General features: G+C 74.5%; 3 protein-coding genes. All 3 read left to right on the forward strand.

Annotated features, from left to right (window positions below; genetic code table 11):
• On the forward strand, window positions 1–13,018 hold a 13,018-nt coding region (locus tag ACWDN5_RS08110), incomplete at its 5' end, for an amino acid adenylation domain-containing protein (protein ID WP_449675418.1).
• A gap of 27 nt (window positions 13,019–13,045) precedes the next feature.
• Entirely contained in the window at window positions 13,046–13,270 is a 225-nt protein-coding gene (locus ACWDN5_RS08115) for an MbtH family protein (RefSeq protein WP_091309248.1), read from the forward strand.
• Window positions 13,271–13,341: 71 nt separating this feature from the next.
• Window positions 13,342–14,679 (forward strand): serine hydrolase domain-containing protein, encoded by a 1,338-nt coding sequence (locus tag ACWDN5_RS08120; protein ID WP_449675420.1) that lies wholly within the window; start codon window positions 13,342–13,344, stop codon window positions 14,677–14,679.
• The last annotated feature ends 99 nt before the right edge of the window (window positions 14,680–14,778 follow it).

Raw genomic sequence — 14,778 nt, forward strand, 5'->3', positions numbered from 1 at the left:
GGCCGACGCCCTCGGCCTGCCCGAGGTCGGCGTCGAGGACAACTTCTTCGAGCTCGGCGGCGACTCGATCCTCAGCATCCGGCTCGTGTCCGAGGCGGCCAAGGCCGGCCTGCGGATCACCACCAAGGACGTCTTCCGGCACCAGACGATCGCCGCCCTCGCCGCGGCCGCCGGGGTGGCCGAGCCCGCGGCCGAGCGGCCCGCGGCGACCGGCGAGGTGCCCGTCACCCCGATCCAGCACTGGTTCCTCGACACCGACCCGGCCGACCCGGACCACTTCGTCCAGCAGCTGAGCGTCCGCCTCGCCGACGACGTCGACGAGGACCGCCTGCGCGCGGCGGTGAACGCGGTCGTCGCCCACCACGACGCCCTGCGGCTGCGCTTCCGCAAGACCGCCGGAGGCTGGACGCAAGCCCACGCCGAGCCCGGCGAGGCCGACGTCTTCGGCGCGGAAATCGACGTCGAACACGGCCCGCTCGTGCGCGCGGAACTGGACGGCACGATCCTGCGCCTGGCCGTGCACCACCTGGTGGTGGACGGCGTCTCGTGGCGGATCCTCCTCGAGGACCTCGACCACGCCTACCACGGACGCGCCCTGAGCGCCCGCACGACGTCCTTCCAGGAGTGGGCGAACCGGCTCGCCGAGCACGACTTCGCCGCCGACCTCCCGTACTGGCAGGCGGTCGAGGGCGCCCAGATCCCCGTGGACACCGACGGCGCCGGCACCGTGGCGAGCACCCGCACGGTCACCACCCGGCTCGACGCCGAGCTGACCCGGGCCCTGCTGCAGGACGTCCCGGGTGTCTACCGGACGCAGGTCAACGACGTGCTGCTGGCCGCCCTCGGCGGCGCCCTGCGCCGCTGGACCGGCACCGGCCGCGTGCTCGTCGACCTCGAAGGCCACGGCCGCGAAGACCTGTTCGACGACGTCGACCTGTCCCGCACGGTCGGCTGGTTCACGTCGATGTTCCCGGTCGCGCTCGACGTCCCCGACACCGGCGCCGGGGCCGTGCTCAAGTCCGTCAAGGAGCAGCTGCGCGCGATCCCGGCCCGCGGCCTGTCCTACGGCGTCCTGCGCCACTTCGCCGGGACCGCTCCCGCGGTGAGGCCCCGGCTCAGCTTCAACTACCTCGGCCGCTTCGAGGCCGAGGGCGAGCTGTACCGGGGCCTCGAGCGGGAGCTGGAACTCGAGCAGCACCCGGATGACGTCCGCGCGCACGCCGTCGACGTCGTCGCCCGGGTCACCGACGGCCGCCTGGAGATCACCTGGTTCTACTCGGACCAGCTCCACGCCGAGGCCACGATCCGGACCGTCGCCGACGACCTCGTGCACGGCCTCGCCGGGATCGTCGCGCACTGCACCGGGCCGGACGCCGGCGGCCGCACGCCGTCGGACTTCCCGCTCGCCGCCCTCGACCAGGCCGCGGTGGACCGGCTGGCCGGCGACGGCCGCGACGTCGAGGACCTCTACCCGCTCACCCCGGCCCAGGCCGGCATGCTCTTCCACCGGCTCACCGGCGGCGGCCGCCACGCCTACCTCCAGCAGGTGACGTTCGTGCAGAGCGGCGTCCCCGATCCCGCCGCGCTGGGCCGCGCCTGGCAGCGGGTGGTGGACCGGACCCCGGTGCTGCGCAGCCGGGTGGTCTGGGACGGCCTCGACGAGCCCGTGCAGGTGGTCCACCGGCAGGTCACCCTGCCGATCGAGTACCGCGACTGGACGACCGAGCCGGCCGACCTCGACGCCGTGCTGGCGGCCGACCGGGACACCGGCCTCGACCTGGGCGAGCTCCCGCTGATGCGGCTGCTGCTCGCGCGGGTCTCGGCGACCGAGGTCCGCGTGGTCTGGACGTTCCACCACCTGCTGCTCGACGGCTGGAGCCTCTTCCAGGTGCTCTCCGACGTCGCGGCGGCGCACGCCGGGCGCCCGCTGCCGACCCGCCGCCCGTTCCGCGACCACGTCCGGTGGCTGTCCGAACAGGACACCCCGGCCGCGGAAGCCTATTGGCGGGAACGGCTTTCCGGCCGGCCCGAGCCGGCCCTGCTGCGCACCGACCGCGCTCCGGCCGGGCACCCGGTCGAATCGACGGCCTCGCTGCGGATCGAGCTGCCCGCCGGGCCGCTGCGTGCCGCCGCGCAGCGCCACGGCCTCACCCTCAACACGCTCGTCCAAGGCGCCTGGGCGGTGCTGCTCGCCCGGCACACCGGCCGGCCGGAGGTCTGCTTCGGCACCACGGTCGCCGGGCGGCCCGCGGAACTGCCCGGGGCCGGCGAAATCACCGGCATGTTCATCACCACGCTGCCGGTGGTCGCCGACGTCGACGAGCGGGCCACGGCGGTGGACTGGCTGCGCGGCCTCCAGGACACCGAGGCCGGGGCGCGGCGGTTCGACCACCTGTCCCTGGCGCGCCTGCAGAACTGGGGCGGGGAGTTCGACAGCCTGCTCGTGTTCGAGAACTACCCGGTCACCGCGGAACTCGGGCTGCGGGATCTGCACGGCGTCGAGACGACCAACTACCCGCTCAGCGTCGTCGCCTACCCCGGCGAGGAGCGCCTGGAGTTCCTCTTCGGCTACGACCCCGAGCTGTTCGACGCCGACACGATCGCCGGGTTCGCCGGGCACCTGCGGACGGTGCTGTCCGAGCTCGCGACCCGGCCGCACGAGCCTCTTTCCCGGCTGCGCATGCTCACCGACGCCGAACAGCGCGCCGTCCTGGCCCGGGGGACCGGCGCCACGCAGGACGGCCCGGACACGACCGTGCCCGCGTTGTTCGCCGAGCAGGTCCGCCGCACGCCGGACGCGATCGCCGTCACCGGCGAAGAAACCCTGACCTACGCGGAGCTCGACACGCGGGCGAACCGGCTGGCCCGCCGCCTGCTCGACCTGGGCGCGCAGCGGGACGGCCTGGTCGGGCTGCTGCTCGGCCGCTCGGCCGACGTGGTCGTCGCCGAACTGGCGGTGCTCAAGGCCGGCGGCGCCTACCTGCCGCTGGACGCCCGAGCGCCCCGCAGCCGGCTGACCGCGCTGCTCGACGGCGCCGGTGTCCTGGTGACCGACGACTCCGGCCGGGCGCTCGCCACCGAGATCCACAGTGGACCGATCCTGTCGGTCGGCGAGCTCGGCGACGAACCGGCCGAGGCGCCGGACCTCCCGATCCGGCCGGCGAACCTGGCCTACGTCATGTACACGTCGGGCTCGACGGGGACGCCGAAGGGCGTGGCCGTCAGCCACCGGGACATCGTCGGCCTGGCCCGGGACCGGTCGTTCGCCGGCCCGGCGCACCGGACCGTGCTCATGCACTCGCCGCTGGCCTTCGACGCCTCGACGTACGAGGTGTGGGTGCCGCTGTTGAACGGCGGCCGCGTGGTCGTCGCGCCGCCGGGCGACCTCGACGCCGACGTCCTGCGCCGGCAGATCGGCGGGCACGGCGTGACCGCGGTGTGGCTGACCGCCGGGCTGTTCCGCCTGCTCGCCCAGGAAGACCCGGCCTGCCTGGCCGGGGCGGGCGAGGTGTGGACCGGCGGGGACGTCGTGCCCGCCGAGGCGATCCGCCAGGTGCGGGCCGCCTGCCCGGGCCTGACCGTCGTCGACGGCTACGGCCCCACCGAGACCACGACGTTCGCCACCCGGTTCGTGCTCGGGCCGGACGCGCCGGTGCCCGCCGTGGTGCCGATCGGACGGCCCCTCGACGGCATGGCCGCCTACGTCCTCGACCACGGGCTGCGGCCGGTGCCGCCGGGTGCCGTCGGCGAGCTGTACCTGGCCGGCACCGGTCTCGCCCGCGGCTACCTCGGGCAGCCCGCGCTGACCGCCGAACGGTTCCTGGCCGACCCCTTCGGCGCGCCGGGCGCGCGGATGTACCGCACCGGCGACCTCGTCCGCTGGGCTCCCGGCGACGTCTTGGAGTTCGCCGGCCGGGCCGACGACCAGGTGAAGATCCGCGGCTTCCGCGTCGAACTCGGCGAGATCGAGACGGCGCTGACCGCGCACCCGGACGTGACCGAAGCCGTCGTCGTCGCGGCCGTGCACGGCGGGGCCAAGCGGCTGGTCGCCTACGTCGTCGCGACCGGGACGCCGGACCTGCGCGAGTTCCTGCTGCGGACGCTGCCGGACTACCTCGTCCCGGCCGTGTTCGTGCCGCTGGAAGCCCTGCCGCTCAACGACAACGGGAAGGTCGACCGCCGGGCGCTGCCCGCACCCGACTTCGTGTCCGGGCTCGGGTACCGCGAGCCCGCGACGGACGCCGAGCGGCTGCTCGCCGGCATCTGGGCCGAGGTCCTGCGGGTCGGCCGCGTCGGCGCCGACGACAACTTCTTCGAGCTCGGCGGCGACTCGATCCTCAGCATCCAGGTGGTCTCGCGGGCCCGCCGGGCCGGCCTCGACCTGATGCCCGGACAGGTGTTCGACCACCCGACCGTCGCCGCGCTCGCCCTCGCCGCCACCCCGGCCGCGCCCGCCGCGGCCGACGCCGGGCCGGTGACCGGCGACCTGCCGCTGACGCCGGTGCAGCACTGGTACCTCGACCCGCGGCCGGTGCACCCCGAGCAGTTCGTCCAGTCCGTTTCGGTGGAGGTGCCCGACGCCACGGAGCTGCCGCGCGCGCTGCGCGAACTCCAGCTGCACCACGACGTCCTGCGCCTGCGGTTCACCCCCGAGGGCCCGCGTCACGCGCCCGACGCCCAGGACGTCCTCGACGCCACCATCGACCTGGAGCACGGGCCGCTGCTGCGCGCCGAGCTGTCCGGCACCACCCTGACGCTGGCCGCGCACCACCTGGTCGTCGACGGCGTGTCGTGGCGGATCCTCCTGGAAGACCTGGAAACCCTCCTGGCCGCCGGCGGGCTCCCGCCCAAGACGACGTCGTTCCGCGACTGGGCCCGCACCCTGGCCCGCCACACGGCCGACGGCTTCTTCGACGACGAACTCGACCACTGGACGGCCATCGACGCCGACCCGGCCCTGCCGGTCGACGCGACCGGTGACAACACCTACGGCTCGGCCCGCTCGGTGGTCGTGCGGCTGCCCGCCGAACCGACCCGGGCCGTGCTGCACGACGTGCCGGGGGCGTACCGGACGCAGGTCAACGACGTCCTGCTGACCGCGCTCGGCCGCGTCCTGCGCGACTGGACCGGCCGCGACCGCGTGCTCGTCGACCTCGAAGGCCACGGGCGGGAAGACCTGTTCCCCGGCGTCGACCTCTCGCGGACCGTCGGCTGGTTCACCTCGATCTTCCCGGTCGAACTGACGTCGTCCGGCGAGGACTGGGGCGAAGCCCTCAAGGCGACCAAGGAACAGCTGCGCGCGATTCCCCGCCGCGGCCTCGGCTACGGCGCCCTGCGCTACCTGGCCGGCCGCGTCCCGCGCCTCGCACCCCGGATCAGCTTCAACTACCTGGGCCGCTTCGACCACGGCGGAAGCCTGGGCGGCGCCGCGCACCCCGACCAGACGCGGGCGCACCAGCTCGACGTCGTGGGCGCGGTCGTCGGCGACGAGCTGGAACTGACCTGGCACTACTCCGCGGGTGTGCACACCGAGGCGACCGTGCGCCGGCTGGCCGACGCCCTCCTCGCCGCGCTCACCGGGATCGTCGGGCACTGCGCCCGGCCGGACGCCGGCGGCCGCACGCCGTCGGACTTCCCCCTCGCCCGCCTCGACCAGGCCGCGGTGGACCGCCTCGCCGGCACCGGCCGGACGGTCGAGGACATCTACCCGCTCACCCCGATGCAGTCGGGCATGGTCTTCCACAGCCTCGTCGACGGCGCGGCCGGGACCTACCTCAACCAGGTGCGCCTGCGGCTGACCGGCATCGGCGACCCCGAGCGCCTCGCCCAGGCGTGGCAGCAGGTGGTCGCGGACACGCCGGTGCTGCGCACCCGCGTCGTCTGGGAGGGCCTCGACGAACCCGTTCAGGTCGTCGAGCGGAAGGTCACCGTCCCGGTCGTCCACCTCGACTGGAGGACGCTGGACGACGACGAGCGCGCCCGCGAGCAGGACCGGTTCCTCGACGCGGACCGGGCCGAGGGCTTCGACCTGACGGCCGCGCCGCTGCTGCGGCTGGCGTTCGCGCGGCTGCCCGGCGGCGATCTGCTGCTGGTGTGGACGTTCCACCACGTGCTCCTGGACGGCTGGAGCGCCGCGCAGGTGTTCGGCGAGGTGTGCGCCCGGTACGCGGGGGCCGCCGTGCCGGGGCACCGGCCGCCGTTCCGCGAGTACCTGCGCTGGCTCGGTGACCAGGACACCACGGCCGCCGAAATCCACTGGCGCGAGCAGCTCGCGGGGTTCCGGACGCCGACGCCGTTGCCCTACGACCGCCGTCCGGTGGAAGCCCACCGCGCGCGGTCCGCGGCGTCGGTCCGGGTGTCGGCGCCCGCCGACGGGCTGCGGGAGCTGGCGCGCCGCGCCGGCCTGACGCTCAACACGATCGTCCAGGGCGCGTGGGGACTCGTGCTTTCCCGCTACAGCGGGGAATCCGGCGTCGTCTTCGGCACCACGGTGTCGGGGCGGCCGGCCGACCTGCCGGGCGTCGAAGCGATGGCCGGGCTGTTCATCAACACCCTGCCCGCGCCGGTGACCGTCCATGATGGACTTACGGTGGCCGAGTGGCTGCGGGACCTGCAGACGGCCCAGGCCCGTTCGCGCCGGTTCGACTTCGTTTCCCTGGCCCAGCTGCAGACCTGGGCGGGCGGCAGCACGCTGTTCGACAGCATCCTGGTGTTCGAGAACTACCCGTTCGACACCGAAGCCGTGGCCGCGCACGGGATCGGCCTGCACGAGGACGGCGAACTGCAGCCGACCAACTACCCGCTCAGCGTCGTCGTCACGCCGGGGGAGCACCTGGCCGTGTCGTTCGACCACGACCCGGACCTGTTCGACCGGGCCACCGTCGAGCGGCTCGCCGGGCAGCTGCTGCTGGCCCTGGACCGCATCGCCGCGAACCCGGGAACGCGGGTCGGCGAACTCGACCTGCTCACCGGCGACGACCGCGAGCGCGTGCTGCGGACGTTCAACGACACGGCACACCCGGTGCCCGAGGCCACCGTCGTGAGCCGGTTCGCCGACCAGGTCCGCCGGACCCCGGACGCGCCGGCGGTCGACGACCTCACCTACGCGGAGCTCGCCGCCCGCGCCGACCGGCTCGCGGCCCGGCTGATCGCCCTCGGCGTGCGGGCCGAGGACCGGGTCGGGCTGCTGCTGGAGCGGTCGGCCGGCCTCGTCGTCGCCGAACTCGCGGTGCTCAAGGCCGGGGCCGCCTACGTCCCGGTCGACCTCCGTGCCCCGGCGAGCCGGATGCGCCTGGTCCTCGAGGAAGCCGGGGTCTCCGTCGTCATCGCGGGGGAGTCCTACCAGGACGTCCACAATGGACTCACCGTCCGGGTGGACGAGACCGGCCCGGAAGGTGCGCCGGAAGTCCCGGTGCGGCCGGGAAACCTGGCGTACGTGATGTACACGTCCGGGTCGACGGGCAAGCCGAAGGGCGTGGCGGTGACCCACCGCGACATCGTCGCCCTGGCCTCCGACCGCTCGTTCGCGGGCGAGGCGCACCGGACCGTGCTGCTGCACTCGCCGCAGGCGTTCGACGCCTCGACGTACGAGGCGTGGGTGCCGCTGCTCAACGGCGGCCGGGTGGTCGTCGCCCCGCCCGGCGACGTCGACGCCGAAGTGCTGCGTGCGGTCGTCACGCGGCACGGGGTTCGCGCGCTGTGGCTGACCGCCGGGCTGTTCCGCCTGCTGGCGCAGGAGGATCCCGGGTGCCTGCGGGGGGTCGGCGAGGTGTGGACCGGCGGGGACGTCGTGCCCGCCGCCGCGGTCCGCCAGGTGCGGGACGCCTGCCCCGGGCTGACCGTCGTCGACGGCTACGGCCCCACCGAGACCACCACCTTCGCCAGCCGGTTCTTCCTGGCCCCCGAAGACGCGGTGCCGGACGCGATGCCGATCGGGCGGCCGCTGGACAACATGGCCGCCTACGTCCTGGACGAGGGACTGCGGCCGGTCCCGCCGGGCGTGACGGGCGAGCTGTTCATCGCCGGTGCCGGCGTGTCCCGCGGGTACCTCGGCCGGCCGGGCCTGACCGCGGACCGGTTCGTGGCCAACCCGTTCGGGTCGCCCGGCGAGCGGATGTACCGCACCGGGGACGTCGTGCGCTGGACCGGCCACGGGGTGCTGGAGTTCGTCGGCCGCGCCGACGACCAGGTGAAGATCCGTGGCTTCCGGATCGAGCTGGGCGAGATCGAGACGGCCCTGGCCGCGCACCCGGACGTCACCGAGACGGTGGTCGTCGCGCGGGACCGGCGGCTCGTCGCCTACGTCGTCACCGCCGGGAAGCCGGACCTGCGGGCCTGGCTGCAGCGGGACCTGCCCGACTACATGGTCCCGTCGGCCTTCGTGACGCTCGATGCGCTTCCGTTGAGTGCCAACGGAAAGGTCGATCGCCAGGCGCTCCCGGAGCCCGCCGCGCAACCGGTGGCCGGGTACGTGCCGCCGCGCACCGAGACCGAGCGCGTGCTCGCCGGAGTCTGGGCCGACGTGCTCGGTGTGCCCGGTGTCGGCGTCGAGGACAACTTCTTCGAGCTCGGCGGCGACTCGATCCTCAGCATCCAGGTCGTTTCGCGGGCCCGGCGCCACGGCCTCGCGCTCACGCCGCGGGACCTGTTCGCGCACCAGACCGTCGCCGCGCTGGCCGTGGCGGCGGGGTCGGCCGCGGTGACCGTGGCCGAGCAGGGGCCGGTCACCGGCGCCGCCGCGCTGACCCCGATCCAGCTCTGGTTCTTCGCCGGTCACTTCGGCGATCCGAACGGGTTCACGCAGTCGGTGCGGATCGAGCGGCCCGAGCCGTTCGACGTCGAGACGCTGCGCGCGGCGCTGACCACGCTGACCGGGCACCACGACGCCCTGCGGATGCGGTTCACCGTCGCCGGCCAGGAAAACGCCCCGGCCGGACCGGCCGAACTCCTCGGCGCGGAGATCGACGTGACCCGCGGGCCGCTGCTCACCGCCGAACTCCTGGAGCCGGCCGTCCTGCTGCTGACGGTCAACCACCTGGTCGTCGACGGCGTCTCGTGGCGGATCCTCCTGGAGGACCTCGACACCGCCTACCGCGGGGGCCCGCTGCCGCCGAAGACGACGTCGTTCCGCGACTGGGCCAACCGGCTCGCCGGCCACGCCGAAGCCGGTGGCTTCGACGACGAACTGCCCTACTGGCGCACCGCGCTCGCCGTCGACGGGTCGCTGCCGATCGACACCGACGCCGCCGAGGCGGGCACCGGCACGGTCACCACGCGCCTGGACGCCGAGCTGACCCGCGCGCTCCTGCAGGACGTCCCCGGCGTCTACCGGACGCAGGTCAACGACGTGCTGCTGGCCGCGCTCGGCCGGGTGCTGGCCCGCTGGACCGGCCGCGACGGCGTGCTGATCGACCTGGAGGGCCACGGCCGCGAGGACCTGTTCGACGACGTCGACCTGTCCCGCACGGTCGGCTGGTTCACCTCGCTGTACCCGGTCGCGCTGCGGATCGACGACGACTGGGGCACCCTGCTCAAGTCGGTCAAGGAACAGTTGCGGGCCGTGCCCCGCCGCGGCATCGGCTTCGGCGCCCTGCGGTACCTGACCGGGACCGCGCCCGCGCTGCAGCCCGAAATCAGCTTCAACTACCTCGGCCGGCTCGACGGCGCGGCCGGCAGCCTCGACTCGGCGGTCGGCGAGGGCGCGGGCCGGGCGCACCTGCTCGACGTCGTCGGCCGGGTGGACCGGGACACCCTCGAACTGACCTGGTCCTACTACCGCGACACGCACACCGCCGCCACGGTGGAACGGCTGGCCGCCGAACTGGTGGCCGCGCTGGGCGAAGCCGTCGCGCACTGCGCCGAGCCCGGCGCCGGCGGCCGCACGCCGAGCGACTTCCCGCTGTCCACACTGGACCAGCGGCAGGTGGACCGGATCGCCGGCGACGGCCGCGGCGTGGCCGACATCCACCCGCTGACGCCGATGCAGGCGGGCATGGTCTTCCACGGGCTTTCCCAGGAAGCCCAGGGCGTCTACTTCGAACAGGTGACCGCCGTCCTCGACGGCGTGGCCGAGCCGCGGTTCCTGGCCGAAGCCTGGCAGCACGTGGTCGACCGGACGCCGGTGCTGCGCGGCAGCGTCGTCTGGGAGGACGTTCCCGAGCCGCTCCTGGTCGTCCACCGCGACGCGCGGGTACCGGTCACCGAGCTGGACTGGCGGGACCGCGACCGCGAAGAAGCCCTGCGCGAGCTGCTCGCCGATGACCGTGAGACGCCGTTCGACCTGGCGACGGCGCCGCTGCTGCGGGTCACCCTGGCCCGGCTGCCGGACGACGCCGTCCAGCTCGTCTGGACCTTCCACCACGTCCTGCTCGACGGCTGGAGCGTCTTCCAGGTGCTCTCCGACGTCTGCACGGCCTATGCGGCCCTGCGCGACGGCACCGCGCCCGCTCTGCCGCACCGCCGTCCGTTCGGCGACTACGTCACCTGGTTGCGCGGCCAGACCGCCGACGGTGCCGAGGAGTACTGGCGCCGCGAACTCGCCGGCGTCACCGAGCCGACCCCGCTGCCCTACGACCGGATTCCCGCGGCCACCCACGAATCGAGCTCGTCGACGTGGGTCAGCCGCGATCTCGGCGAGGCGGCGACCGCCCGGCTGGCGGCGTTCGCCCGGCGCGAGCGGCTCACCGTCAACGCCGTCGTGCAGGGCGCCTGGGCGCTCCTGCTGGCCCGGCACAGCGGCGAGGACGACGTCTGCTTCGGCGCCACCGTGTCCGGCCGCCCGGCCGGGCTCGCGGGAGTCGACGACATCACCGGCATCTTCATCAACACCCTGCCGGTGCGGGTCACCGCCGACCCGGCGGCCCCGGTCGCCGGCTGGCTGCGCGGCCTGCAGACCGCCCAGGCGGAGTCACGCCGGTTCGAGCACGTCCCGCTGACCGCGGTGCAGGCCTGGAGCGGTGTCGAGGGCGGCCGGAACCTCTTCGACAGCCTGGTCGTGTTCGAGAACTACCCCGTCACGGCGGACGACGTCGCCGGGCACGGCGTGCGGCTGCGCGAGCTGCAGGCCATGGAGACGACCAACTACCCGCTCACCGTCGTGGCCGCCCCAGGCCCGCGCCTGTCGCTCGGCCTCGGTTACGACACAGCGCTGTTCGACGAGGCGACGGTCGAACGGCTGGCCCGCCAGCTCGAACACCTCCTGGACGCGATCGCCGAAGACCCGGCGCGGCCGCTGCGGGACTTCGATGTCGCCGAGCGCGACCAGGTCCTCGTGGCGTTCAACGACACGCACCACGAGGTCCCGGCGGTCACCCTGACCGAACTGATCGAGGCCCAGGCGGCGCGCACGCCCGACGCGGTCGCGGTGGTCTCGCGCGAGGAGCGGCTCACCTTCGCCGAACTCGACGTGCGCGCCGACCGGCTGGCCCGGCTGCTGGCCGCGCGCGGGGCCGGTCCGGAACGGATCGTCGCGCTCGCCCTCCCGCGCTCGGTGGAGATCGTCGTCGCCCAGCTGGCCGTGCTGAAGACCGGCGCCGCCTACCTGCCGGTCGACCCGGACTACCCGGCCGAGCGCATCGCGTTCATGCTCGCCGACGCGAAGCCGGTCGTCGTGGTGACCAAGCCGGGGACACCGCTGCCGGTCGGCGACGCGCTCGTCCTCGACGGCTCGGAGGCACACGGCCCGGCCACCCCGCTGGGCCGGTCCGTGCCGCTGACCGCACCGGCGTACGTCATCTACACCTCGGGCTCGACCGGCACGCCCAAGGGCGTCGTCGTCACCCACGCCGGCCTGGCCAGCTTCGCGAGCGCCGAGATCGCCCACTTCGACGTCCGGCCCGGCGACCGTGTGCTCCAGTTCTCCTCGCCGAGTTTCGACGCTTCGGTGCTGGAGCTGTGCATGGCGCTGCCCGCGGGGGCCGCGCTGGTCGTACCGCCGCCCGGGCCGCTGCTCGGCGAGCACCTGGCCGCGGTGCTGCGGGAGGAAGGCGTCACCCACGCGCTGGTCCCGCCGGTGGCCATGGCGAGCGTGCCGGACGTCGCGCTGCCGGCGTTCCGGACGCTGGTGGTCGGCGGCGAAGCGTGCCCGGCCGACCTGGTGGCCCGCTGGGCGCCGGGCCGCCGGATGATCAACGCCTACGGCCCCACCGAAACCACGGTGGTGGCGACCTGGAGCGACCCGCTCGAACCCGGCGCCACCCCGCCGATCGGCCGGCCGATCCGCAACACCCGCGTCCGCGTCCTCGACACCGCGCTCCGGCCGGTGCCGATCGGGGCCGCGGGGGAGCTGTACGTCGCCGGGGCCGGGCTCGCCCGCGGGTACCTCGACCGGCCGGGGCTCACCGCCTCGCGGTTCCTCGCCGACCCCTTCGGGGCGCCGGGGGAGCGGATGTACCGCACCGGCGACCTGGTGCGGTGGCGCGCCGACGGCACCCTCGAGTTCCTCGGCCGCGCCGACGACCAGGTCAAGATCCGCGGCTTCCGGATCGAGCCCGGCGAGATCGTGGCGGTGCTGCGCAAGCACCCGCAGGTGCGCGACGCCGCCGTCGTCGCGGACGGGCAGCGGCTGATCGCCTACGTGGTGGGCGAGGCGGGGACCGGGCTGCGGGAGCACGTCGCCGCCGCGCTGCCGGCCCACTTCGTGCCCGCCGCGTTCGTCCGGCTCGACGCACTTCCCTTGACGGCCAACGGAAAGCTGGATCGGCGCGCGTTGCCGGCGTCGGCAACGCCGGCGGAGACCGCCGAGTACGCGGCTCCGGAAACCGAGACCGAAGAGGTCCTCGCGGCCATCTGGGCCGAGGCCCTGGACCTCGACCGGGTCGGCGTCGAGGACAACTTCTTCGCCCTCGGCGGGGATTCGCTGCGCAGCCTGCGGATCACGTCGATGACGAAGTCCGCCTTCGACGTCGAGATCACGCCCAAGGACGTGCTCACCGCGGGCACCGTGCTGGCGCTGGCGGAGCTCGTCGAAGAACGGGTCCTGCAGGACCTCGAGCGGCTCGCCGCCGGCCAAGACCACTGAAACACCCTTCGGAGGAAAGGAAATCCCATGCAGGACGACGCCGAATTCCAGGTACTCGTGAACGACGAGGGCCAGTACTCGCTGTGGCCGGTCGCGAACGAGGTACCCGCGGGCTGGCGCGCCGACGGCTTCCGCGGCGGCCGCCAGGAGTGCATGGACCACGTCGACGAGGTGTGGACCGACATGCGGCCGCTGAGCCTGCAGCGGCAGATGGCCGCCGACGCCGAGCCTGCCGCGGCCCGTCGTGAGTGAAAAAGCGGGTTAGCACCCGCCTTTCCCCTCACGACCGGCTCCTTCGACCCGACGCGGAAGGTCCCCACCCCATGCCCACACCCACCACACTCAGCCAGTCCACCCTGCGGGTGCCGGTACCCGCGGCCGACGGCCGGCTGCAGCGGCTGCTCGCCGGGCTGGCCCACAAGCACGGCGTGCCGGCCGCCCAGCTGGTCGTCACCGACGGCGGCCGGACGGACTCCGTCACGGCCGGTGAGATCACCGCCGAGGCGAAGGTCCCGGCCGGCTCGATCACCAAGACGTTCACCGCGGCCGTGGCGATGCTGCTCGTCGCCGACGGCGACCTCGACCCGGACGACCCGCTCGGCGAACACCTGGACGGCCTCGGCCCGCAGGTCGGCAGACCGACGGTCGGGCAGGTGCTCAGCCACACCGGCGGGCTGCCGGCCGCGCTCGGCGCCGCGGCGGACGGCGGCTCGGCCCGCCGCTACCTGCGCGCCTGCCGCGAGGCCGGGCTCGTCCAGCCGCCCGGCCTGGGGTTCTCCTACTCCAACGTCGGGTACGTGCTGACCGGGTACGTGATCGAGGCCATCACCGGGATGAGCTGGTGGGAGGCGGTGGAGACGCTGCTGCTCGACGAGCTCGGCATCGACGCCGCGTTCGTCGTGGAGCCGGGCGCACGCCGCCGGACCGGCGCGCACGTCAGCGGGCACGCCGTCCACGCGGCGACCGGCCGCGCCCGGCCGGTCGCGCAGACCCTGACGCCCGCGGAGGCCGCGGCCGGGGCGCTCGCGCTGAGCGCGTCGGACCTGGCGGCATTCGGCGGCCTGTTCCGCGGCGACGGCCCGCTGCCGGCGGATCTGGCCGAGCTCATGCGCCGGCCGGTCCCGGGGGCGGAGCCGTTCGGCCTGGCCGACACCTGGGGGCTCGGCCTGGCGGGCTACCGCGGCGCCGACGCGGACTGGACCGGCCACGACGGCACGGCCGACGGCACCTCGTGCCACCTGCGGATCGACGCCGCACACGGCCGGATCGTCGCGTTGACCACCAACGGGAACACGGGTGCGGCCCTGTGGACGGACCTGGTCGCGGCGCTGCGCGCCGAAGGCCTGCCGGTGGGCGACTACGAACTGCCCCGCGACCTCGACCGGGCCGCCCGCCCGGCGGCGGACCTGACGGGGCACTACACCAACGGCGACCTGGAGTACCAGGTGGACGTCCGCGCGGACGGCGACGCGGTGCTGGTGGTCGACGGCGAGGTCTACCCGGAACTGGCGCTGCTGCGCGACGGGTCGTTCTCGGTCCGCGAGCCGGCCACCGGCCGCCGCATCATCGGCGGCCGGTTCCTGACCGATCCGGCGACCGGGACGGTCAGCGCCATGCAGGCCGGCGGCCGCGTCGCCCGGCGGCGCCGCCGCGCCTCCTGAATTCCCCGCTCCGGCCGGAGGCGCGAGTGTCGCGAATGAGTCATGGGGGACCTCCGGCGTCCCGAATGAGTCATTCGCGGCATGGAAACCCCGGGCGAC

Source organism: Amycolatopsis sp. NPDC003731 (assembly GCF_053586895.1).

Bases quoted from the DNA above. Each gene is read 5' to 3' on its own strand.
- ACWDN5_RS08115 (WP_091309248.1), top strand. From the start codon at position 13,046: ATGCAGGACGACGCCGAATTCCAGGTACTCGTGAACGACGAGGGCCAG.
- ACWDN5_RS08120 (WP_449675420.1), top strand. From the start codon at position 13,342: ATGCCCACACCCACCACACTCAGCCAGTCCACCCTGCGGGTGCCGGTA.